The organism is Anaerofustis sp. LCP19S3_F7, assembly GCF_052119445.1.
Taxonomy (GTDB): domain Bacteria; phylum Bacillota; class Clostridia; order Eubacteriales; family Anaerofustaceae; genus Anaerofustis; species Anaerofustis butyriciformans.
In genome coordinates, this window is record NZ_JBQKFF010000003.1 from 1 (window position 1) to 23,282 (window position 23,282).

The 23,282-nt window shown below is 29.5% G+C and carries 27 protein-coding genes, 1 tRNA gene and 1 pseudogene; 7 read left to right on the forward strand and 22 right to left on the reverse strand.

Annotation, left to right across the window (positions count from 1 at the left end; all coding sequences use genetic code 11):
* The first annotated feature begins 120 nt into the window (after positions 1 to 120).
* The 5 genes from ACTQYZ_RS04690 to ACTQYZ_RS04710 all read left to right on the forward strand — a co-directional run bounded on the left by ACTQYZ_RS04690 (position 121) and on the right by ACTQYZ_RS04710 (position 3,730).
* On the forward strand, positions 121 to 336 hold the full coding sequence (locus ACTQYZ_RS04690) for a helix-turn-helix domain-containing protein (RefSeq protein WP_138268155.1): 216 nt from the start codon (positions 121 to 123) through the stop codon (positions 334 to 336).
* 105 nt (positions 337 to 441) lie between these two features.
* The gene (locus ACTQYZ_RS04695) at positions 442 to 2,226 is read left to right on the forward strand and encodes a TIGR03960 family B12-binding radical SAM protein (RefSeq protein WP_441416116.1); all 1,785 of its coding nucleotides are present in this window, start codon (positions 442 to 444) and stop codon (positions 2,224 to 2,226) included.
* A complete protein-coding gene (locus ACTQYZ_RS04700) occupies positions 2,216 to 2,881 on the forward strand; it encodes a TIGR03936 family radical SAM-associated protein (protein WP_329383315.1) in 666 nt (221 codons plus the stop codon). The genes ACTQYZ_RS04695 and ACTQYZ_RS04700 overlap by 11 nt, the downstream gene beginning before the upstream one ends.
* Positions 2,882 to 2,952: 71 nt before the next feature.
* Positions 2,953 to 3,513, forward strand: coding sequence for an elongation factor P (gene efp / locus ACTQYZ_RS04705; protein WP_138268158.1), 561 nt, complete (start codon positions 2,953 to 2,955; stop codon positions 3,511 to 3,513).
* Positions 3,514 to 3,637: 124 nt separating this feature from the next.
* Positions 3,638 to 3,730 (forward strand) — tRNA-Ser (locus tag ACTQYZ_RS04710).
* 66 nt (positions 3,731 to 3,796) lie between these two features.
* Here ACTQYZ_RS04710 and ACTQYZ_RS04715 read toward each other — a convergent pair.
* From ACTQYZ_RS04715 to ACTQYZ_RS04755, 9 genes are all read right to left on the reverse strand, one after another.
* Entirely contained in the window at positions 3,797 to 4,279 is a 483-nt protein-coding gene (locus ACTQYZ_RS04715) for an InlB B-repeat-containing protein (protein ID WP_441416117.1), read from the reverse strand.
* Positions 4,228 to 4,686, reverse strand: coding sequence for a leucine-rich repeat domain-containing protein (locus tag ACTQYZ_RS04720; RefSeq protein ID WP_441416174.1), 459 nt, complete (start codon positions 4,684 to 4,686; stop codon positions 4,228 to 4,230). The genes ACTQYZ_RS04715 and ACTQYZ_RS04720 overlap by 52 nt, the downstream gene beginning before the upstream one ends.
* A 5-nt stretch (positions 4,687 to 4,691) precedes the next feature.
* Entirely contained in the window at positions 4,692 to 5,072 is a 381-nt protein-coding gene (locus ACTQYZ_RS04725) for a leucine-rich repeat domain-containing protein (RefSeq protein WP_441416175.1), read from the reverse strand.
* Between the two features lie 293 nt (positions 5,073 to 5,365).
* On the reverse strand, positions 5,366 to 5,584 hold the full coding sequence (locus ACTQYZ_RS04730; protein WP_329383323.1) for a DUF896 domain-containing protein: 219 nt from the start codon (positions 5,582 to 5,584) through the stop codon (positions 5,366 to 5,368).
* Positions 5,584 to 7,371: an aspartate--tRNA ligase gene (aspS, locus tag ACTQYZ_RS04735; RefSeq protein WP_441416118.1), complete on the reverse strand. Its 1,788-nt coding sequence runs from the start codon at positions 7,369 to 7,371 to the stop codon at positions 5,584 to 5,586. The genes ACTQYZ_RS04730 and aspS overlap by 1 nt, the downstream gene beginning before the upstream one ends.
* Before the next feature lies 1 nt (position 7,372).
* Complete coding sequence (gene hisS, locus ACTQYZ_RS04740) at positions 7,373 to 8,647, reverse strand: histidine--tRNA ligase (RefSeq protein ID WP_441416119.1); 1,275 nt, start codon at positions 8,645 to 8,647, stop codon at positions 7,373 to 7,375.
* A 342-nt stretch (positions 8,648 to 8,989) separates the two neighbouring features.
* Positions 8,990 to 9,301: a hypothetical protein gene (locus tag ACTQYZ_RS04745; RefSeq protein ID WP_441416120.1), complete on the reverse strand. Its 312-nt coding sequence runs from the start codon at positions 9,299 to 9,301 to the stop codon at positions 8,990 to 8,992.
* Positions 9,240 to 9,641, reverse strand: coding sequence for a leucine-rich repeat protein (locus ACTQYZ_RS04750; RefSeq protein WP_441416121.1), 402 nt, complete (start codon positions 9,639 to 9,641; stop codon positions 9,240 to 9,242). The genes ACTQYZ_RS04745 and ACTQYZ_RS04750 overlap by 62 nt, the downstream gene beginning before the upstream one ends.
* Positions 9,611 to 10,042 (reverse strand): leucine-rich repeat domain-containing protein, encoded by a 432-nt coding sequence (locus ACTQYZ_RS04755; RefSeq protein ID WP_441416122.1) that lies wholly within the window; start codon positions 10,040 to 10,042, stop codon positions 9,611 to 9,613. The genes ACTQYZ_RS04750 and ACTQYZ_RS04755 overlap by 31 nt, the downstream gene beginning before the upstream one ends.
* A 254-nt stretch (positions 10,043 to 10,296) precedes the next feature.
* On the opposite strand from ACTQYZ_RS04755, the pseudogene ACTQYZ_RS04760 reads away from it, so the two are divergent.
* Positions 10,297 to 10,668, forward strand: a pseudogene (locus ACTQYZ_RS04760) (PH domain-containing protein).
* A gap of 212 nt (positions 10,669 to 10,880) precedes the next feature.
* Positions 10,881 to 12,188 (forward strand): phosphomethylpyrimidine synthase ThiC, encoded by a 1,308-nt coding sequence (thiC, locus tag ACTQYZ_RS04765; RefSeq protein WP_441023200.1) that lies wholly within the window; start codon positions 10,881 to 10,883, stop codon positions 12,186 to 12,188.
* 32 nt (positions 12,189 to 12,220) lie between these two features.
* Here the strand turns inward: thiC and ACTQYZ_RS04770 are convergent, their stop codons facing one another.
* From ACTQYZ_RS04770 to ftsH, 13 genes are all read right to left on the reverse strand, one after another.
* On the reverse strand, positions 12,221 to 12,475 hold the full coding sequence (locus ACTQYZ_RS04770) for a sortase B protein-sorting domain-containing protein (RefSeq protein WP_441416123.1): 255 nt from the start codon (positions 12,473 to 12,475) through the stop codon (positions 12,221 to 12,223).
* 200 nt (positions 12,476 to 12,675) lie between these two features.
* Positions 12,676 to 12,807 (reverse strand): hypothetical protein, encoded by a 132-nt coding sequence (locus tag ACTQYZ_RS04775; protein ID WP_441416124.1) that lies wholly within the window; start codon positions 12,805 to 12,807, stop codon positions 12,676 to 12,678.
* A gap of 349 nt (positions 12,808 to 13,156) precedes the next feature.
* Positions 13,157 to 13,801, reverse strand: coding sequence for a hypothetical protein (locus ACTQYZ_RS04780; protein ID WP_441023206.1), 645 nt, complete (start codon positions 13,799 to 13,801; stop codon positions 13,157 to 13,159).
* Between the two features lie 113 nt (positions 13,802 to 13,914).
* Positions 13,915 to 14,913, reverse strand: coding sequence for a hypothetical protein (locus ACTQYZ_RS04785; RefSeq protein WP_441416125.1), 999 nt, complete (start codon positions 14,911 to 14,913; stop codon positions 13,915 to 13,917).
* A gap of 68 nt (positions 14,914 to 14,981) precedes the next feature.
* Entirely contained in the window at positions 14,982 to 15,107 is a 126-nt protein-coding gene (locus ACTQYZ_RS04790) for a hypothetical protein (protein WP_441416126.1), read from the reverse strand.
* A 742-nt stretch (positions 15,108 to 15,849) separates the two neighbouring features.
* Entirely contained in the window at positions 15,850 to 16,668 is an 819-nt protein-coding gene (locus ACTQYZ_RS04795) for a MetQ/NlpA family ABC transporter substrate-binding protein (protein WP_441023211.1), read from the reverse strand.
* Between the two features lie 26 nt (positions 16,669 to 16,694).
* A complete protein-coding gene (locus ACTQYZ_RS04800) occupies positions 16,695 to 17,354 on the reverse strand; it encodes a methionine ABC transporter permease (protein ID WP_441023213.1) in 660 nt (219 codons plus the stop codon).
* A gap of 1 nt (position 17,355) precedes the next feature.
* Positions 17,356 to 18,375 (reverse strand): methionine ABC transporter ATP-binding protein, encoded by a 1,020-nt coding sequence (locus ACTQYZ_RS04805; protein WP_138268171.1) that lies wholly within the window; start codon positions 18,373 to 18,375, stop codon positions 17,356 to 17,358.
* Between the two features lie 197 nt (positions 18,376 to 18,572).
* A complete protein-coding gene (gene sigK, locus ACTQYZ_RS04810) occupies positions 18,573 to 19,271 on the reverse strand; it encodes an RNA polymerase sporulation sigma factor SigK (RefSeq protein ID WP_441416127.1) in 699 nt (232 codons plus the stop codon).
* Positions 19,272 to 19,325: 54 nt separating this feature from the next.
* Positions 19,326 to 19,805 carry a DNA-deoxyinosine glycosylase gene (locus ACTQYZ_RS04815; protein ID WP_441023218.1) on the reverse strand — a complete coding sequence of 160 codons (480 nt, stop codon included), beginning with the start codon at positions 19,803 to 19,805 and terminating at the stop codon, positions 19,326 to 19,328.
* Positions 19,806 to 19,819: 14 nt separating this feature from the next.
* Positions 19,820 to 20,665, reverse strand: a complete 846-nt coding sequence (locus ACTQYZ_RS04820) for an aldo/keto reductase (RefSeq protein WP_441416128.1) — start codon at positions 20,663 to 20,665, stop codon at positions 19,820 to 19,822.
* A gap of 12 nt (positions 20,666 to 20,677) precedes the next feature.
* Complete coding sequence (locus ACTQYZ_RS04825; protein WP_441023222.1) at positions 20,678 to 21,367, reverse strand: Ig-like domain-containing protein; 690 nt, start codon at positions 21,365 to 21,367, stop codon at positions 20,678 to 20,680.
* Between the two features lie 71 nt (positions 21,368 to 21,438).
* A complete protein-coding gene (gene ftsH / locus ACTQYZ_RS04830) occupies positions 21,439 to 23,274 on the reverse strand; it encodes an ATP-dependent zinc metalloprotease FtsH (protein ID WP_441416129.1) in 1,836 nt (611 codons plus the stop codon).
* Positions 23,275 to 23,282: the final 8 nt, after the last annotated feature.

A 23,282-nucleotide genomic window follows, 5' to 3' on the forward strand; every position in this document is an offset into this window, starting at 1 on the left:
CAAGTATATATATTATTTATAAATAAGTTTTTTTAAGAATATCTTATTTTTAAGCTACTTATATTTTAAATAAGATTTGTTTAAAATATAATGAATAATTAAAAAAAAAGGAAGTTTGTCATGATTAGGCTAAATTTAAAGTATTTACTACAAAAAGAAAACAAAACAAGATATTGGTTAATGAAGCAGTTAAACAGTAACTATACAACTGTAAACAAACTCGTTGAAAACGAGACTACAAAAATTACTTTCGATATGCTTGAAAGATTGTTAAAAGTATTTGACTGCAAAATTGAAGATTTGTTAATCGATGATGAAGAAAACAAAAACGAATAAAAAACTCCTTATGGAGTTTTTTTATTTACTGTAAGATATCAATATCTTTTAAAAATCGTTTAAACATGCTATAATAAACCATCAAAACATATATGAGGAAAGAATATGAAAGATTTAAAAAAATATTTATTTGAAAATATTTTACCTTACGTAGAAAAACCATCAAGATATATCGGAGATGAATTTAACAGCGAAAAGCCAAAGGAAAATCCTGTGGTTAGATTTGCTTTTTGTTTCCCTGATATATATGAAATAGGAATGTCACATCTTGGAATGAAAATACTTTATGAAGTATTAAATAATATGGATGATGTAATGTGTGAAAGAGTATTTGCTCCAAACATGGACATGGTTAACCTTATGAGAGAACACAACTTCCCATTATATACTTTGGAAAGTTTCTCAAAAGTATCAGACTGTGATTTTGTAGGTTTTACAATACAATTTGAAATGTGCCTTACAACAGTTCTTTTAATGCTTGACCTTGCAGGAATTCCATTCCTTGCAAAAGACAGAACTGAAGATGATCCTCTTGTTGTTTGCGGAGGTCCCTGCACATGTAATCCAGAACCATTTGCAGACTTTTTTGATTTGATGATGCTTGGAGAAGGAGAAGAAGTATTACCTCACTTAATGGAATTATATAAGAATTCTTCTTCAAAAAAAGAATTTCTTATAAAAGCCAGTGAAGTTACGGGAGTATATATTCCAAACATTGAAGAAATAAAACAAGAAAAAGTAGAAAAATCTATTATTGAAAGTATGAACAACGTATACACAATAAAAAAGCCGGTTGTTCCATACACTCCGGCAGTACATGACAGAATAACACTTGAAGTAATGCGTGGATGTTTCAGAGGATGTAGATTTTGCCAAGCAGGAATGATATACCGTCCCGTAAGACAAAAATCTCTAGAAAACTTACAAAAAGAAGCAAAAGCTTTAATAGAAAATACAGGGTATGAAGAAATGTCTCTTTCAAGCCTTAGCACAACAGACCATTTTCATTGTATGGATTTAATAAAACATCTTGTTTCAACTTATAAAGATAAGAAAGTAAATATTTCTCTTCCATCTCTTAGAATGGATCAATTCTCTCTTGAATTATCTGAAGAACTTGGAAATCAAAAGAAAGGTTCTCTTACTTTTGCCCCTGAAGCAGGCAGCCAAAGAATGAGAAATATAATAAATAAAAACTTAACCGAAGAAGAAATCTTATCAACAATAAAACAAGTATTTGAAACAGGATACTCAAAAATAAAACTTTATTTTATGATAGGCCTACCATACGAAACAGACGAAGATATAAAAGGTATTGCAGACCTTGCACAAAAAATAATTGATGTATATTACAGCATAGATAAAAAGAAAAGAGCAAAACCATTTAAACTTACGGTAAGCACATCGTGTTTTGTTCCAAAACCTTTTACGGCATTTCAATGGTTCCCTCAAAATACAATGGAAGAATTTCACAGAAAACAACAATATCTAAAATCTGTAATGCCAAAGCAGGTAACATATAATTACCATGACAGCAAACTTTCAATGCTTGAAGCAGTGCTTGCAAAGGGAGACAGGAGCTTGTCACAGGCCATAATAAACGCATATAATAACGGATGTGTATTTGACTCATGGTTTGATCATTTCAACTATGAAGGCTGGATAAAAGCCTTAAAAGATATGGGAATAGATGCACAGGAATATGCATCAAGAAAGCTTAGTTATGAAGATGAACTTCCTTGGGATAAATTCGATTATCATGTAGATAAAGAATTCTTAATAAGGGAAAATGAAAAAGCAAAAAAAGAAACCACAACCCCGCCTTGTCATAAACAATGTTCGGCTTGTGGAATAAGCAAAGCATATGGGAGGTGTAAATTTGAAGTATAGACTTAAATATATAAAAGTAGATAATCTCGTTTTTATATCTCATCTTGATATACTAAATGTAGTACAAAGAGCATTTAGAAGAGCAGGAATGGATCTTGAACATTCAAAAGGTTTTAACCCTCATCCAAAAGTACACTTTGCCCCACCGCTGCCTTTATTTACGTCTTCTAAGGGAGAATATATGGATGTTGAAACTAAAGAAGATTATGAAACTAATGAACTAATGGAAAGATTAAACAATGCTCTTCCTGATAATCTTCAAATAATAAAGGCAGAAAAACTTGAAGAAGGTTCAAAAACACTCGGGAAAGTTCTTGACAGTGCCATATATCAAATAAAAATATATATAAGTGAAGCAAATAATAATCTTGATGATAAAATAAATGACTTTATAAAAAATTCCAGTGAATTAAATATAACAAAAATAAATAAAAAAGGAAGAGAAGTAACAAGAGACATAAAACCAAATATATTTGATTTTACATGTGAACAAGAAAATAATGTATTAATTATAAACACTACTCTTTCTTTAAGAATAAATGAAATTTTATCACCAAATGATTTATTAAAACTTTTAAGAGAAAACTTTGAAGAAATCGAAAAAGCAAACAAAGTAAAGTTGGAAAAAAAAGATACAATACTATTTCCAAACTAAAATATGTATGCTATAATAAATTGAATATGTGAAAAATAATAGGTTACAAAATATATGGAGGTATATAATTTATGATTTCAGCAGGCGATTTTAGAAATGGTGTAACATTTGAAATGGACGGAGACGTATTTACAATTGTTCAATTTCAACATGTAAAACCAGGAAAAGGAAGCGCTTTCGTAAGAGCAAAAATAAAAAACATTAAAACAGGTTCAACTGTAGAAAAAACATTCTCACCAAACGAAAAATATCCAAAAGCAGAAATTACAACAAAAGAAATGCAATATTTATACAACGATGGTGAATTATACTATTTCATGGATGGTGAAACTTTTGACCAAATTCCACTTAACTACGACCAAGTAGCAGATGCTATTATCTACTTAAAAGAAAATGATAATGCTACAATCAGATTCCATGCGGGAGAAGCTTTCAGCGTGGCACCTCCATTATTTGTTGAATTAGAAATAACTCAAACAGAACCTGGTTTTAAAGGTGATACAGCTCAAGGTGCAACAAAACCTGCAACTGTAGAAACAGGCGCTCAAGTTAACGTTCCTTTATTCGTTGAAGAAGGAGATATCATCAGAATCGATACAAGAACTGGTGAATACATGGAAAGAGTTAAATAGTAAAAAATATAAGACCGCAATATGCGGTCTTTTTTAATTAAAGAAATTACCATTTAAAGATAATAAAAAACAATTTACTTGATTTTATAGACCTTTTTAGATATTATTAATAAGTAAATAATTAGGAGTGGTATCGAAGTGGTCATAACGGGATTGATTGGAAATCAATTGTACTCTTATCGGGGTACCGTGGGTTCGAATCCCACCCACTCCGCCATAATTTATAAGCCTTAGGGCTTTTTTTATTTATCATAAAAACATAAGAAAAGACTGTTAAGAATTCTTAACAGTCTTTTTTATTTTTATAAATATATAAACTTTCTATTGCCATTAAAGATATTATAAACAAAGTAACATAAGCTATAACATTATTCTCATCTGATGTATTAACAGAAGAAGCTGTTGTTTTATCGTTTCTATCACCGTTTGAGATAATATAATCAGGGTCTTCGTATCCACAAACACTGCATTTTCCGTTTACATAATTATGAGCTTCAAATACAGCAGTAATTATAACATCACTATTTGGCATTGTAAATGTAGTTTCTACTGCATTTATATTTAAAAAAACAATATCGTTTCCTCTCGTTATGCCCCATGAAGTAAAATGTCCGTTCTTATTATTATCATTTGCTTTTATGCTTACTATTTCACCTTCTCCAAAATTACCGCTTTCACTTCCATTTTCAACGGTTAATTTATATATTCCTTTGATTATATCTTTATAATTGATCCAGTCATTTGAGCTTTTATATTCTTCAACCAAAGCAGAAGGAACATAAATAACAGAAAGACTATTACAATTATAAAAATATCATCTCCAATAGATACAGGAGTTTCACTCAATAAATAAACCTTTTTAAGCAAAGTACAATTTTCAAATGCATATCTTTCTATTGATGTAACATTCTTTGGAATTGTTATTTCACTTAAAGAACTACATCCATCAAAAGTATATTTACTAATTGATGTAACTCCATCCGGTATGTTTATCTTTGTTAATGAATAGCAATTTTTAAATGCAAATGTACCTATTGATGTTACACTATCTGGTATATTTATTTCTTCTAGTGCTTCGCATGATTGAAATGCATAATCGCCTATTTTCGTTACATTACCTAAAATGTTTACTTTACTTAAGGCTTTACACTCAAAAAATGCATAATTACTAATAGAGGTTACCCCCTTAGGTTAGGTATTGTTATTTCATTTAATAAGATACACCCTTGAAATGCACTTTTCTCAATAGACGTTATATTATCAGGTATAGTTATTTTATTAAGCCCCGTACAAGAATGAAAAACTCCTTCACCAATTAATGTTATACTACTAGGGATACTTACTTCTGTTAGCCTGATACAATTATAAAACGCCCAATCGCTAATTGATACAATCCTATATTCTTCTCCTGAAACATCCTTTATTTCTCCTGTTAAATCAATAGTAGTAAAACTTCCATTTTCATTATTCCCAATTGTAAGCTCGTTGCCATTTGCCGTTACATTGTTTATTACTGTACCTTCTTCATTTGTTAAAGTTGCAGCCTGTTCATCATAAATCTAGTCTCCTGAAGCAGCAAAACTCTCCCTTGGAATAAATACAAAAGCAAAACATAAGACAAACATAAATAAATATTTGAGAATTTTCTTTTTCATGGCTTTCTCCTTAAATTTTAACGTTATAATTATTTTATCATGTTTAGTACTTATTTGTATATTACCCATTTTTTGCCAAAAATGGGTAATAATAACTATATAACTTTTCTTAATTTAATTATTATTTCTTCATTTATTAAATAAGTTTAAAAACAAAACTTATTTCTACAAAAAAAGAGCTTATAATAAGCTCTTTTTTATTGTTTTTTTCTTCTGTTAAATTCTTTTAAAGGAATAGTACTTCCGTCTTCTCTTTCAACAACAATATTATCAACGGTATTTTTGAAATTTCTTCTAATATTACCAAGATAAATTTTATATAGTTCTTGTTGTTCTTTTAATTCTTCATCTGTAAGTCCAACAGTTTTCTTCTTTTTTGCAAGTTCGTTTATTCTATCAATTTGTTTTTTATCCATTATTCTTCCTCATCAACAACTTCAATGCCTAGTTCTTCAAGTTGTTCTTCACTTACGATACTTGGAGCATCTGACATTAAACAAGAGTGGTTTTGAGTTTTAGGGAATGCAATAACGTCTCTTATGTTTTCTGTTCCAACTAAAAGCATGATCATTCTGTCTAAACCAAATGCTAAACCACCATGTGGAGGTGTTCCGTATTTTAAAGCTTTTAACAAGAAACCGAATTTATTTTCAGCTTCTTCATCAGAGAAACCAAGAACATTGAATACTCTTTGTTGTACATCGCCTGAATGAATTCTGATACTTCCTCCACCCATTTCAACTCCATTTACTACAAGATCATAAGCTTTTGCTCTTACACTTGCAGGATCACTTTCAAGTTTATCAAGATCTTCATCCATTGGAGCAGTGAAAGGATGATGCATTGCTTTAAATCTCTTTTCATTTTCATCATATTCAAACATTGGGAAGTTTGTAACCCATAAGAAATTAAAGCCTTCATCCATTTTAATATCTGCTTTTTTAGCAATATGAAGTCTTAAGTTTCCTAAAGAATCGTAAACAACCTTATTTTTATCTGCAACGATAAATACGATATCTCCGTTTTCTGCTTTAGCTCTTTCTAAAATACCATTTGTTTCTTCTTCACTTAAGAATTTTGTAATTTGAGATTTAATTGAACCGTCTTCATTTACAGCAATCCAAGCAAGACCTTTTGCACCATATGTTTTAACATAATCAACTAATGCGTCAATATCTCTTCTAGAGAAGAAACTTGCAAGACCTTTTGCGTTTATTGCTCTTACGCTTCCGCCGTTTTTGATTGGACCTGCAAATACATTAAATTTACAATCTTTTAAAATATCACTTAAATCAAAAAGTTCCATTCCAAATCTTGTATCAGGTTTATCAGAACCAAATCTATCCATTGCTTCTTGATATTCCATTCTCATAATAGGAGTTTCAATATCATAATCAATGATTTCTTTGAAAATCTTTTTAACAAGTCTTTCATTTACGTCAATAACATCATCAACATCAACAAAACTCATTTCAAGGTCAATTTGAGTAAATTCAGGTTGTCTGTCTTGTCTTAAGTCTTCATCCCTGAAACATTTTACTATTTGATAATATCTATCCATTCCAGCAATCATTAAAATTTGTTTAAATAATTGTGGTGATTGTGGAAGTCCAAAGAATTTTCCTTTTCTTACTCTACTTGGAACAAGGAAGTCTCTGGCACCTTCAGGTGTAGGTTTTCCAAGGAATGGAGTTTCAATTTCTAAAAATCCTTCACTATCTAAGAAGTTTCTTACAATAGAACATGTTTTTGCTCTTGTAATAAGATTATTTTTAATACCTTCTTTTCTAAGGTCTAAGAATCTATATTCAAGTCTTGTTGACTCGTTTGCATTATCTGTTTCATCGATATAAATAGGTGGTGTATTTGCTGTATCAAGAACTTCCATTGTATCAAGTTTAAGTTCAAGTTCACCTGTTTCAATATTTGGGTTGAAGTTTTCTTCATCTCTTAAAACAACTTCACCTGTTACTTTAAGTACATATTCATTTCTAATGTGTTCTGCTTTTTCAAATACTTCTTTATTAAGTTCACTGTTTGCAACTAATTGCATAATACCGCTTCTGTCTCTTAAATGAATGAAAATAACCCCGCCAAGGTCTCTTCTTCTTTGTACCCAACCTGCAAGGGTAACTGTTTTTCCTAAATCTTCTTTTGTTATTTCTGCACACATGCATGTTCTATAACTTGTTTTTCTCTTCATCTTACTCTCCTAATTTTTCTTTTATATATTCAAATAAATTTTCTATATTAACTTCTTCTTGTTCTTTCGAGCGCATATCTCTTAGAGTATAAACTCCTTTTTGAAGTTCATCTTCACCTAAAATTGCAGTATATTTTGTATTAACTTTATTTGCATATTTCATTTGAGCCTTTAAGCTTCTATCCATAACATCGATACTTGCTTTAATACCGCTATCTGTAAGTTTCTTAAATGTCTTAAAAGCAACTTTTGAAGCTTCTTTTCCAACAGGAGCCAAATATACATCAATCTCATCATCTTCTAAGTCATTTAAAAGTCCTTGTTCTTCCATAATAAGCATTAATCTTTCAAGTCCAAGTCCAAACCCAACTCCAGGAGTATCAGAACCGCCTATCATCTTAACAAGACCGTTATATCTTCCTCCGCCACATACTGTTCCTTGTGAGCCTAAGTCAGTAGAAACAAACTCAAAAGCCGTTTGTGTATAATAATCAAGTCCTCTTACTATTTTAGGATCTACAACAAACTCAATTTCAGCATTTGTAAGATAATCTTTTACACTTTCAAAATGTTCATTACATTCTTCACATAAATAATCAACCATTAAAGGTGCATCTTTAAGAAGTGTTTTACAATGTTCGTTTTTACAGTCTAAAATTCTCATTGGATTTTTATTAAGTCTATCTCTACAGTCTTCGCAAAGTTCATTTTCAAATGGTTGTACATATTCTTTTAACTTTTCATAATATGCGCTTCTGCATTTTGGACAGCCTACACTGTTTATTCTAAGTTGTAAGCCTTTTATTCCAAGTTTTTTAAATAAAGTGCTTACAAGCATTATTACTTCTGCATCCATACTTGCAGAATATGAACCTATTGCTTCAATACCAAATTGATGGAATTGTCTTTGTCTTCCTTTTTGTGGTCTTTCACTTCTAAAACATGATGTAATATAATATAGTTTAGTAGGTGTAATTCCACTTGACATACCATGTTCAATATAAGCTCTTATTACTGAGCTTGTTCCTTCCGGTTTAAGAGCAAATACATCTTTACCTCTGTGATTTAGAGTGTACATCTCTTTACTTACAATATCTGTACTTTCTCCTACCCCTCTGTCAAAAAGTGCATAATGCTCAAAATCAGGCACTCTGATTTGCTTATAGTTAAATGTTTTGCATATTTCTTTTATTTTACCTTCAACCATTTCCCAAGCTTTTACTTCATCAGGTAAAAGGTCTCTTGTTCCTTTAGGTGCAAATATTTTACTTCCCATTTTATTTCCCTTTCTATATAAAATAAGCCCCTGACATAAAAATTATGTCAGGGACGAGAATTCATTTCCCGCGGTGCCACCCCTATTGGTATAATACCCGCTTTTTATTAAATTGTTAAGCGTATGTGTAAGTTGTTTTTCAAAGTAACAGAGCATAAAAAATGCTTCCAGTCACGGCATTTTCTCCCTGATATGATGTTAAATCTACTCTTCTTACCACTTATAATCAAGTATTTTTATTATAGTTTTATTAAGCCCTATTGTCAACAAATAAGAATAAAATTATAGAGTTATTTTTTATTTATATTTAAAATTAAAAATTTTACTTGTAAATAAATCCTTTTAATAAATTAAATTATTTTGATCTGATGTATTAACAGAAGAATTATTTTGTGTAGTTTCACTTGTATCAGAACTTACAATATCATTATTCTTATCATCATCTTTTGTTGGAACATAATTAGGGTCTTCATACCCGCAAACACTACATTTTCCATTAACATAATCATGTGCTTCAAAATTTGCCAATACAGTCGTGTCATAGTTAGGCATTGTAATAGTTGTTTCTCTTGCATTTTCATTTGCAATAATACTATTTACTATTACTTTTAGGAGAAGCAAATACACTCCAAGATGAAAAATGTTCTTTTTCATTATCTTCATTTGCTTTTATTGTTACAATTTCTCCATCTCCATAATTTCCGCTACCTGTTCCATTTTGAACTGTTAATTTTGTTTTTATGTAATCTACACTATCTATGTATTTAGACCACATAGGATCATTTTTATATTTTTCTAAATTACTATATGGAATATAAATTTTTGCTTCATTAAAAGAACCTAGTATTTCATCTACAATAAAAGGTGGATTTTCACTTAATAAATAAACAGCTTTAAGAGAATCACATGAAGAAAAGATATCTATACCCATATTTGTTACACTTGCAGGAATAGTTATTTCTTCTAATGAATCACAATAAGTAAAAGCACACATTTTTCTATTGTGGTCAAATTATCAGACAAAATAACTGTAGATAATGAACTACATCCAGAAAATGTCCATTCTCTAAGTATTGTTATATTATCTGGTATTGTTATTTTTTCTAATGATGCACAAAATTTAAAAGCTCCATCCCCAATGGATGTTAAGCTATTAGGCAAATTTATTTTATTTAACTTTTCACAATTATAAAATGCACTACCACCAATTGAATTTATACTTTCAGGTAAAACCATCTCTTCCAATAAACGATAATTAAAAAAAGAATTTTCTCCTATTTCTAAAATTTCATATTCTTTTTCAGGATTAGAAGCATCTGTTATTTTTCCCGATAAATCAATGCTAGAAACAGTTTTTAAATTATCATTAAAACGATTATCACCTATTGTAAGCATTCCTTCATTTTCTGTTACATTTTATATTACTACTGACGAATCTTCACTATTTATTAATGTTCCATTTTCATATTTCCAATCATTAGTTGCCGCAAAACTTTGCGTAGGCATAAAAAGAAATATAAATAAACTATTATTTCAATTTATTATAACAAAAAATTATACATTTTTTTATTTAAAATTAAACAATTTTATTTAAACGTTTAAATAAATATATGATATAATATAGAAAATAAACTAAGGGGAAAATTATTATGCCAGAAGTAAACGAAATTTTAGTATGTACATTTGCAGCAGAATGCCCTATTCCTGCGGATGTATAAGAATTACTTGTAGAATGAGAACAACCTGTAGCGGCATATAAAACAATAAGAGACAGTGCTGTTTTTACAACAAAAAGGCTTATTGTAAGAGATGCTCAAGGACTTAAAGGGAAAAAAGTAGAAATATATTCTCTTCCTTATACATCAATAGACATGTGGAGCACAGAAAATGCAGGCGGATTTTTAGATATGAATGCTGAAGTAGAATTATGGACAAAAGTCGGACATATTAAAGTTAATTTAAAAAAAGGTGTGGACATAAGAAAATTTGACAAATTAATATCAAATGCAGTTCTAAAATAAATTTTTTTATGTTTATTGACAATATTTTATTATAATGATAATATTTAATAAAATAATAAATAGCAGGGGAGCTTACGCGTAGGCTGAGAAAAAAAACGATCGAATTTTGACCCTTAACTTCGTATGGATAATGCCATGATATGTATGCTAATAATATTGTTAATTTTAAGCTTATCCATTTGGATAAGCTTTTTTATAAAAGGAGAAAACAAATGAATTACACAACACAAATGGATGCGGCAAAAAAAGGTATCATAACAAAAGAAATGGAAATCGTCGCAAAAAAAGAACATATGGATATTAACAAATTAGTTAAGCTTGTTGCTGAAGGAAAAGTTATAATTCCATGCAACAAAAACCACAAATGCATTGATCCAAACGGAGTAGGCTCTATGCTTACAACAAAAATTAATGTAAATCTTGGAGTATCAAGAGACTTTAAAGATATGGATCTTGAAGTTGAAAAAGTAAACAATGCTGTAAAAATGGGTGCAGAATCAATCATGGACTTATCTTCTTATGGAGATACAAGAAAATTCAGAAGAAGACTTACAAGTGAATGCCCTGCAATGATAGGTACAGTTCCAATTTATGATGCGGTTGTATACTATCATAAACCTCTTATAAAAATTACTGCAAAAGAATGGCTTGATATTGTAAGAATGCATGCAGAAGACGGTGTTGACTTTATGACAATACACTGCGGAATTAATAAAGAAACAATAACTAAATTTAAAAGAAACAAAAGACTTACAAATATCGTATCAAGAGGTGGTTCAATCATCTTTGCATGGATGGAAATGACAGGAGAAGAAAACCCATTCTATGAATATTATGATGAAGTTTTAGATATTTGTAGAGAATATGATGTAACTATGAGTCTTGGTGATGCTTGCCGTCCAGGTTCAATAGCAGATGGAACAGACGCAGCTCAAATCGAAGAACTTATAACTCTTGGAGAACTTACAAAAAGAGCATGGGAAAAAGATGTTCAAGTAATGATTGAAGGTCCTGGACATATGCCTCTAAATCAAATAGCAGCAAATATGGAGATACAAAAAACACTTTGTCACGGTGCACCTTTCTATGTACTTGGACCTATAGTAACCGACATAGCTCCTGGATATGACCATATAACATCTGCTATAGGTGGTGCAATAGCTGCTACATACGGAGCAAGTTTCCTTTGCTATGTAACACCTGCAGAACATTTAAGACTTCCTAACTTGGATGATGTTAAAGAAGGAATAATCGCAACAAAAATCGCAGCTCATGCTGCTGATATTGCAAAAGGAATTCCTCATGCAGCTGACTGGGATAACGAAATGAGTACAGCAAGAAAGAAACTTGATTGGGAGAAAATGTTTGAACTTTGTATAGATCCTGAAAAAGCAAGAAGATATAGAGAAGAATCAAAACCGGAAAAAGAAGATACATGTTCAATGTGCGGTAACTTCTGTGCTGTAAAAAATACAAACAGAATTTTGGAAGGCGAAATCGTAAGTATCTTTGATGAATAAAATAAAAAAGACAGTTTAAAAACTGTCTTTTTTTATTTGGCTTTTCTTTTTACATATACTAATAAACCTAAAATACAAACGCTGGCAGAACAAAGAATTGCACTCCATAAGAACAGTTGACTATTGTCACTTGTTTGAGGATTTAATGTTGTATCATTTGTTTCATTGAAATTATCATCAACAGATCCAGTATTGGATGATACATTTTTATCATTATACCCTAAAGCATATGTTGAAAATTTAGAAGTACTAAATGTAATTACATCATCTTTTGTTATAGAATCCAACTTTTCAGCAACCCCATCATGTATACGAACAATAAAGAATTCTCTACCTTCTTTAATTAATTTTTGAGGAATGACAATATTGAAATCTGTAGATTTATTTAAACTATTAATCTTTCCAATTATTTCATCATCTGCTCTTATTACAATTGAAAAATCAAAATATTGTTCAATTACTTCTTTTCCTTCTAACGTACCTTTAATTAACTCTTTTTCATCATATGAAACATTATTTTTTTATCAATTACTACGTCAACAGAAATATCTGCTCCATCAGCTATTGCATTTTCTAATTTTACAATAGTATCTTTATCTACAGAAGTAATCTTATCCAAATTACCATTTTCAATATTATTTATAATATCTGAAATTTCATCTAATACAATATTTACATCACTTTTATCTATTCCAACTTGAATACTTTGAGATGGTTTAGAAGTATCTATAGAAGGAGTTTCTATTTGTATTTTTTCATTACATATACTGCAAACTCTATCTACATAAGAATGACCTGTAGCTGGTATTATAACTTCACTTTTGGTTACTTCTTCTGTACAATTTTTGTCTAAGAAATATTTATCTAAAGCTTCTACATACCAATATTCTCTATTTCCATCTTGTGTGCAACTAGCAACTTTTTCTGAAACTTGTTGTACACCATATACATTATAATTATTACCATCTTTAAAAGAAATTTTCTGCTAAAAAGTTTTTTGCTGGATTTTCAGTTAAACTATTTGAAGGATCAAAATTTTCAAATGTTCCACCTTTAACTGCGATTGTGGCATTTGAATTATCAATAAGGTTTAGATGCCAGTATGTTCCACTATACTTTACATCTGCTTTAAATGTTCCTCCATTTATTATAACATAAGAATCACTACCTGCTTGTACACATGTAAGTCCTGCATGATATACATTATCTTCAAGAATAACTTTGCTGCTTCCATCTATTCTTATAGCATAACCTAAAGAGTAATTACTATTCATATATCCACTATTGTCATCTGAATTATATGTTATTGTACCATTACCTTTTATTGTTACATCCGCATTACCAGATATATCAATAAGACCTGCATCCTTAGTATCTTTAATCGCACCATAAGTTAATGTATAACCATTTAAATCTAATATAACATTATTATCTATATTTAAAGATTTACATAATGTTATATCATTACTTAATACAACTTCTCCACCATTTTTAACAGCATCTATCAATTCATCTTGTGTCGATACACTCGTTGCAGCAAAAACATTACAAGGCAATATTGATAATACCATTAATATTACAGTAAAGATTGAAAAAAGTTTTTTCTTTAACATAAATTTCTTCTATTAATCCTTAAAAATGTTTTATAAATTATATAATAATAACAAAAAAAGCAGAAAACTGCTTTTTTTGTTAAAATTTTAAACTTTATTTAAAATTGATATTTTTATAAACTTCTTTTTTTATTATAAATAACTGTTCCTCCGAAGCCAACTAGGCCTACACAAAGGATAGCAACCCATAATACAATATTATTTTCATCTGATGTTTTTGGGCTTAATGTTTCATTTGCATTTGTATTATCATCAACATCACCTGATCCTGTGCTATCAGAGATAACAGGGATTTCAACTGCAGCTAATTTATATCCGCAAACAGTACATTCTTGATGTTTTGAACCTTTTTCAGTAGTAGTTGCTTCTTTATCAATTACCCATTTATATGTATGAGCTGCAAATTCTGTTTTTTCATCACAACCATTACACTCTTTCCAGTGATTTGTTTCATCATTTTTCCATTCATTTGAATATTCATGTTCATGAATTACATAATTACCATCAGAATCTTGAACAAGTCCTGCATTTTCTGGATTTTCAAAAGTAACATTTGCTTTTTCATCTTCTCCTACAGTTGGATAAATTGCCAATGGAACAAAATCTTCAATATCAGATTGTAAAGTTACATCTTCAACAAAGCTTACTGTTACATCTGTTTTTGCTGAATTTTCAACAACGATTCCAGCAGGATTTGTTCCTTCAAATGTTACGTTAGAACCTGCTACAAAAGAAAGATGACCTTCTACAAAACTACCACCTATACTTCTGCTATCAACATTAACTGCATACCAAGAAGTATTACCAGTAATTAATTTAAAACTTCCATCTACAGTTACATTTGAAGCTCCTACAATTAGAGGTGCACCACCAAGAGTAGCATTAGCACCATTAAGAGTTAAATCAGAAAGAGCTACATTTTGAGCATTCCACACATTTAATGTATGGTTGTTCTTTTCCCCTGCAACTAAAGAACCATTTTTAACACTTACATTATTAGCTGTTATATCTATTAAGTGAGCAGAATTACCACTACCTGTAAAAGAATCTGAACCAGAAATTTCTTTACCGGCTAAATCAAGAGTAACACCTTCTACATTAATTGTTAACATAGATTCTAATTCTACATTTTCAAGTAATGTAATTGTTTCATCTGCCTTTACAGCTGCAACAGCATCTTCTAAAGTTGCATAAGTAGTTTCCCCAATTTGGGCTTCATCTCCTTCAGCAGCAAAACACCTGAAGGTAAGATTGTCATTACCATTAAAATGGCAACAAATACAGAAAAAATTTTTTTCTTTAACATTTAAACATCCTCCCTTTTATTTATCGGGAAGACTTTCTGCACCTCTTCCAGTATTAATACCTTTATCTATATCAAAAGGTATCTTTTTGTAACTAGTAAAAAATATTTATTAGATTTTCTTATTATTTTTTTATCTTTATTATGCAAAATAAAATATATATATATTATTTTTTACAGTTACAACGCCGTATTTTGTTTATCCCATATTTTTACGAAATATTCAAGTCTATCATTAAAATTTTACATATCTAATCCACTTATAAAAACTAAATATACATTTTAAAATTTCTATAAAAAAACTATTATTATTTTATCAAATTATTTTCTTTTTATTTTAAATATAAAAAGTTTTTACTGTATTATTTTCTTCATTTTAGCTTTAGTAATTTACCCCATAACTTTTCTCTATTAATATCTTTTCAGCAATATTATTATATCAAAATCAGAATATAAGCTTACAGCTTCATCCAATGAATTATAACGTTTATTATCTATTTTATTTCATGCTATTGCGCATAAATAGAAAAATAAAATAAACACATTATAATAAATATAACAGAGTAATAATTTTTTTATTTTCGATATAAAACTTTTTTATAAATTTTTTATAATTAATTAACTTGTTGATTTTATATAAAATTTAAAACAATTCATCATTTTTTTATAAAGAATTTTATTTGATAATTTTTAGCATAAAAAAAGAGATATACATTAAAATTTATATCTCTTTATAATTTAAATTTTATTCAAAAATAGATACTACACTACCATCATATTTTTCATCAATGAAATTTTTAACAGTATCTGATTGAAGCGCTTTAAGTAAAGCTTTTGTTTTATCAGTTTCTTCATTTCCGGCTTTTACACAAATAATGTTAGCATATGTTTTAGCAGCTTCACTATCAGCTGTTTCAATTGCAATAGCATCTTTATTTACGCTTAAACCAGCTTCCATTGCATAATTACCGTTAATTACAGCAAAGTCAACATCTTGTAAACTCTTTGGAATTTGAGCAGCTTCTAATTCTTGAATTTTTACATTGTGAGGATTGCTTTCAATATCTTTAGCTGTTGCATTTAATCCAGCATCTTCTTTAAGTGTGATTACATCATTTTTTTCAAGAAGAAGTAATGCTCTTGCTTCATTTGTTGTATCATTTGGAACTGCTATTGTTGCACCATCAGGAATATTTTTTAAATCTTTAGATTTTCCAGGATAAATTCCAAGAGGTTCATAGTGAACTGTTCCTACTGATACAAGATTTGTACCTTGTTCTTCATTGAAAGAATCCATATATGGTTTGTGTTGGAAGAAGTTTGCATCCAAAGAACCATCTTCAACGGCTTTGTTTGGTTGTACATAATCAGTAAATTCTGTAATTTCTAGTGTATAGCCTTCTTTTGCTAAATCTTCTTTAACTGCATTTAAAATTTCTGCATGAGGAACTGCTGTTGCTCCTACTTTAATAACTTTGTCATCTGAACTTGAACTACTTCCGCATCCAGCAAATAAGCCGAATACTAAAGCTCCGGTTAATAATACCGCAAATAATTTTTTCATATCTTTTCTCCTTTTTCTTTTAAATTTTATATTCTTTTATCAATCTTCCTTGCAATAATTGTTCCCATTGCCTGAAGAACTTGAACTATTAAAACTAACAATACAACGGTAATAATCATTATTGTTGATTCATATCTGTAATATCCGTAACGTATTGCTATATCACCAAGTCCACCGCCTCCTACAAAACCAGCAAGAGCAGAGTAACTAAGTATAGTTGTTATAGAAATTGAAAATCCTACCATTAAAGAAGGCATTGCTTCTTTAATTAAAACCTTTGTTACTATTTGGTAAACTGATGCACCCATTGAAAGTGAGGCTTCTATAACCCCTCTATCAACCTCCTTAAGTGAAGATTCAACTATTCTTGCAATAAATGGTGCCGCTCCTATAACAAGAGGAACGATTGTTGCTGTTGAACCTATTGTTGTTCCAACGATTAATCTTGTAAAAGGAATTAAAACTACAAGTAAAATCAAAAACGGAACACTTCTTAAAACATTTGTAACAACGTCAAGTATCTTAAATATAACCTTGTTTTCTTTTATTCCTCCTTTTGCGGAAGTTACAAGCAACACTCCCATTGGAAGACCTATAATATATCCTAAAAATGTGGAAACAATGGTCATATATAGTGTTTGAAGAATACCGACACCTATCATTTGCCATTCAGCACTGCCTAACATATTAATCTTCCATCCTTTCCACTACTAAATTTTTACCTTCAAGATATTCCATAACTTTTCTTTTCTCTTCTTCATCTTTTGGAATTTCTATAACAATTTGTCCAAGAGCTTTTCCTTCTATATCTTTTACGTTTGCATAAAGAATAGAAACTTTAACTCCTGTATCTAAAATCATGTTTGATATAACCGGTTCATGTGTTGTACTTCCGTCAAATACAATTCTAAGAGAATTATTCTTCAAATCTTGACTCATTTTTTTACTGTCAGGATTAATTGTATTTTTAGCCCAGTTACTCTTTGGATGTGTGAATATTTCTTCAACACTTCCTGTTTCTGTAATCATTGAATTTTCGATTACAGCAACATGAGTACAAATTTCTTCAACAACACTCATTTCATGAGTTATTATAACTATTGTTATACCAAGTTTTTTATTTATGTCTTTAAGCAAATCCAAAATTGACTTTGTTGTATTCGGGTCAAGAGCTGATGTTGCTTCGTCACAAAGTAACACTTCCGGATTTGATGCAAGAGCTCTTGCTATTGCAACTCTTTGTTTTTGACCACCACTTAATTTTGCAGGATAAGCATTTTCTTTTTCACTTAAACCTACCATTTCAAGAAGTTCTAAAGCTCTCTTTTTTGCATCCTCTTTTTTTACTCCTACAATTTCAAGAGGAAACATAACATTTTTTATTACTGTTTCTTGCATTAAAAGATTAAATTGTTGAAAAATCATTCCAACATGATGTCTTGTTTCTCTAAGTTCTTTATCACTTAACTTTGATAAATCTTTACCTGAAATATAAACTCTTCCTTTTGTAGGTTTTTCAAGATAGTTTATACATCTTACAAGGGTACTTTTTCCTGCACCACTCATACCAATTATTCCGTAAATATCACCTTTGTTTATTTCAAGGTTAATATCTTTTAAGGCGTTTACTTCTCCGTCTTTGGAATAAAAAGTCTTATGTAAGTTTTCGATTTTTATAATCGGACTATTATTTTTTTCTAACTCCATATCTTCCAATTCCTCATTTTTTTATTAAATACGCGCTATATTATACCATAAAATTTTTCAATTTTATTTTAAAAATAAAAAAACCTTATCGGTAATTTCTTATAGTATAACACATCTTTTTATTATATGATAATTCTTGTTTTTCATAGCTTGTTATAACTAAAAGTTATACAATAAAAAAAACGCCTTAAGGCGTTTTAATATTCTTTAAACTTATTTGCTATTTTCCCTATTGCCTTTTTTTCTATTCTCGAAACATATGACCTTGAAATATTATACTTCTTAGCTATTTCTCTTTGCGTATAATTTTTACTTCCTTTTAAGCCATATCTTAAATATATAATTTCCTTTTCTCTTTTAGTTAAAACTTCATCTATAATATTATATAACCTTTCACTTTCTACTTTTAAATTTACTTTAGAATTAACATCATCTTCATCAGTTGATAAAATATCTATAAGGGATATGTTATTTCCCTCTTCATCAAAACTTATATAATCTTCTAAAAAAACATTTGATGATATTTTACTTTCACTTCTAAGTGCCATTAATATTTCATTATCTATGCACCTTGATGCATATGTTGCAAACTTTGTTCCTTTGCCATAATCGAAAGAATTTATTCCTTTAATGAGACCTATTATCCCAATTGAAATAAGATCATCTTTGGGAATATTTGAAGAAGAATATTTTTTACTTACATGAGCAACTAACCTTAAATTATGATTAATAAGTTTTTCTTTTGCATTATTATTATTCTCTTCCTTAAACTGCTTGAAATACTTAAGCTCTTCATCCTCTTTTAGCGGGTTTGGAAAAGATTCGTTTGAAGATAAGTAACCAAGAAAAACAAGGACTTGTTGAAGTAAATCAAGAATACCTAAAAATCCTAACATAAAACATCACCCCCATAAAATATATGAGGGTAAAAAATAAATTTGCTTGTACTTTTAAATATATTTTTTTATCTCCATCCATTCATTCAAAAGCATCTCAAGAGAATATCTTGCATTTGCGGGGCTTGTGGAAGGTAATTTTTTATAGCTTATATCAATATCCTTATTATATTTTTTATAAAGATTAAAAGCTGTTCCACCATTTAAAAATATATTTTTTATTTTTGAATTATCAATAATAACTTTTAAATCGTTTGCCTTAACATTTTTTATTGAACTGTCAGAAGAACCTACAATATCACAAGATTCTATTACATCAAAAACAGCTATATGACTTTCTAATAACATTTCTTTCTTTTCTTTTACAGTTTTAGGAAGTGGATAATTTATAATAGTACTTATAACCTTCCAAAACCTGTTTTGAGGATGTGCATAAAAGAATTCCTCTTCCCTTGACTTTACAGAAGGGAAAGAACCTAAAATAAGTATTTTTGAATCTTTATTATATACAGGTTTTATATTATGAAATTCCATTTTAACTCCTCTAATCAATCAAAATAAACTCTTTCTCTATCTGGATGTTCTCCTGACCATCCTATTTGCGGAAGACACATTAAATAATACATATCGTCTCTTTCAATACTAAAATCAAATATATCCAAATTTTCTTTCATTCTATATGTAGATGAAGATTTTATTATTGGCATTATTCCTAATTGATATAAAAATCTAATACAAAGCTGTGGTACTGTTTTACCATATTTCTCTGCCATTTTCATTAATGATTCTTCACCTAAAACTCTTCCTCTGCCAAGAGGTGACCAAGCCTGAACTAAAATATCATTTTTCACACAAAAATCTAATGCTGTTTTTTGCAAATATCCTATATGCGACTCAAGCTGATTTACCATAGGTTTTATTTCGCAATTCTCCATTAAATTTATAAGATGGTGTGGAAGAAAGTTACTTACTCCTATTACTTTAATACGACCGGCTTTATATAATTCTTCCATTGCTTTCCACGTTTTTATATCCTTTTGTTTCCAACTTACATCAAAGGGATTTTCTTTTGGCCAATGAATTAAATAAACATCTAAATAATCGGTATTTAATTCTTTTAAAGATTTCTCAAAGGCTTTCATTGTTTCATCATATCCAAGATCTTCTCTCCATACCTTTGAAGCTATTATTAAATCTTCTCTTTTTACGTTTGAGTTTTTTATTGCTTTTGCAATATCACTTTCATTTTTATAAAAAGCAGCAGTATCAAAGTAGGTATATCCCGAATTTATTGCATCAATAACCGCACTTTCACAATTTCCATTTCCTGCTTTATAGGTTCCAAATCCGATTTTGGGTATTGTAATTCCGTTTGTTAGTTTAAAATTTTCCATTTTTCTCTCCTTTTAATAACATCTTTTACAAGGAGTAAGTCCCTTTTCTTTTGCTTCTTTTAAAGTAATTTTTTCTGCATTCTTCATATTTGAACAATCTGCTTTAGAATGATATTTACTTCCAGACTTTGAAATATAAACATATGTTTTTTCTTCGCTGGAATCATCGGCATTATTATAATTAACATCTTCTTTTACATCTTCACTTTTTTCTTTATTATTCTCATCAATGACTTTTATATTTATTTCATTACTTTGTGTTTTACTATTTTTAGAAATTATTTTTAAAGTTGCATTTCCTTCTTCATAACTTTTTATATAAAATTTACCCGCCTGTTTATATATAGTGGCAACATCTTCATTTGAAGAATAAAACTTTATATCATCTTTGAAAAAAGTATCAGGTGAAATATCCACATTTATTTGATAAGTAGAATTAATATTCATTTCTTTTACATTGGAAGACATTTTTATCGAGTTAATTTTTGGAGTAAAAATAACAAAAATATTAATTACAAAACATACCAAAATACATAAAATTATCAATATACTTCTCTTGTTTTTTAATTTATTATCATCATCGCTTTTCTTTAAATAAAAATATAGAAATACTATAAGAGGTATCCATGAAAATGGAAATATTAATATTAAAAACAAAATGCCAAGCATCATAAACAATTTAATTTTATTATTTATTTTCATTTCTTTATCCTTATGATTTTATATACATTATTTTACTACAAAAAATAAAAATACAATAAAAAAACTATGGATTATTCCATAGTTTTTTCATCATTTAAAATCTTCATAAATTCTTCACCTGTAATTGTTTCATGTTCATATAAATATTTTGCAATTTCATGAAGTTTCATAATATTGTCATTAAGGATTCCTTTTGCTTTTTCATATTGTTTATTAATTACTTCAACGACTTTTTTGTCAATTTCTCTTGCTGTTTCGTTTGAACAAGCAAGGGAAGTATCTCCACCAAGATACATATTGTTTTGTGTCTCTAATGCAACCATACCAAATTCTTCACTCATACCAAATCTTGTAATCATCGCTCTTGCAAGCTTTGTTGCTTGTTCGATATCATTTGAAGCACCGGTTGTTATTGAATTAAATATAATCTCTTCACTGGCTCTTCCACCTGTAAAAGTTGCAATTTTATTTTCAAGCTCTTCTTTGCTCATTAAGTTATGTTCTCCTTCATCAACTTGAAGTGTATAACCAAGAGCCCCTGAAGTTCTTGGAATTATAGTGATTTTTGTTACAGGAGCAGAATTTGTTTGTTTCGCAGCAACAAGTGCATGCCCTACTTCATGGTAAGCAACAATAAGTTTTTCTTTGTCAGAAAGAACTTTATTCTTCTTCTGATATCCTGCAATTACAGTTTCAATGCTTTCTTCCAAGTCTTGTTGTGTAACTTCGCTTCTTCCGTTTCTAACCGCATGAAGTGCAGCTTCATTTATTATGTTTGCAAGTTCTGCCCCGCTTGCACCTGCAGCGGTTCTTGCAATAACTTCAAAATCAACATTTTTTGCTATCTTGATATTTTTAGCATGAACTTTAAGTATCGCTTCCCTGCCTTTTAAATCTGGAAGCTCAACAGGAATTCTTCTATCAAATCTTCCGGGTCTTAATAGTGCAGGATCAAGAGAGTCAGGTCTGTTTGATGCTGCCAATATGATTACACCTTTTGAAGAATCAAAACCGTCCATTTCTGTAAGCAACTGATTAAGAGTCTGTTCTCTTTCATCATTACCGCCTATATTGGCATTTCCTCTTTTCTTTCCTATAGTATCTATTTCATCGATGAACACTATGCAAGGAGCCTTTTCATTTGCCTGTTTAAACAAATCTCTTACTTTTGCAGCTCCCATACCTACAAACATTTCCACAAATTCTGAACCGGAAATTGAGAAAAATGGTACGTTTGCTTCACCTGCCACAGCTTTGGCAAGAAGTGTTTTACCTGTTCCTGGAGGTCCTACAAGCAATGCACCCTTTGGAATCTTTGCTCCGATTTGTTGATATCTGCCGGGATTATGTAGGAAATCTACTATCTCTGTTAAAGCTTCTTTTGCTTCATCTTCTCCCGCAACATCCTTAAATTTTACTCCGTCAGTTGATTTAACGTATACTTTTGCATTACTTTTTCCAAACTGCATTGGACCAAATCCACCGGAACCCATACGTTTTACCATCTTTTTATTTAAGAAGTTAAAGAATATAGTAAATATTATTATAGGCAATATAAACCAGATAAAAAAGTTAGAAAAAGCAGAATTTTGTTCTACAATTTCACTACCAAACTTTGCACCGCTTTCTTGTAATCTCTCAACTAGCTGTGTATCTGTACTTATAATACCTGTTTTATAAATATGCTTTGGTTCAGACTTATCTGTAAATAATATTTTATTTGATGTAATTTCTACTTCGTCAATTTGCTTTTTTTCTGTCATAGTAATAAATGTACTGTAATCAACTTCTTTAATCTGTTTTGCACTTAAAGAAGGAATTACAAACATATTCATTAAAATAATGAAGATAAGTATTGCACCATAAATTTTTAAAGTACGTTTTGTTCCATTATCCATTTTTTTCATAATTTTCT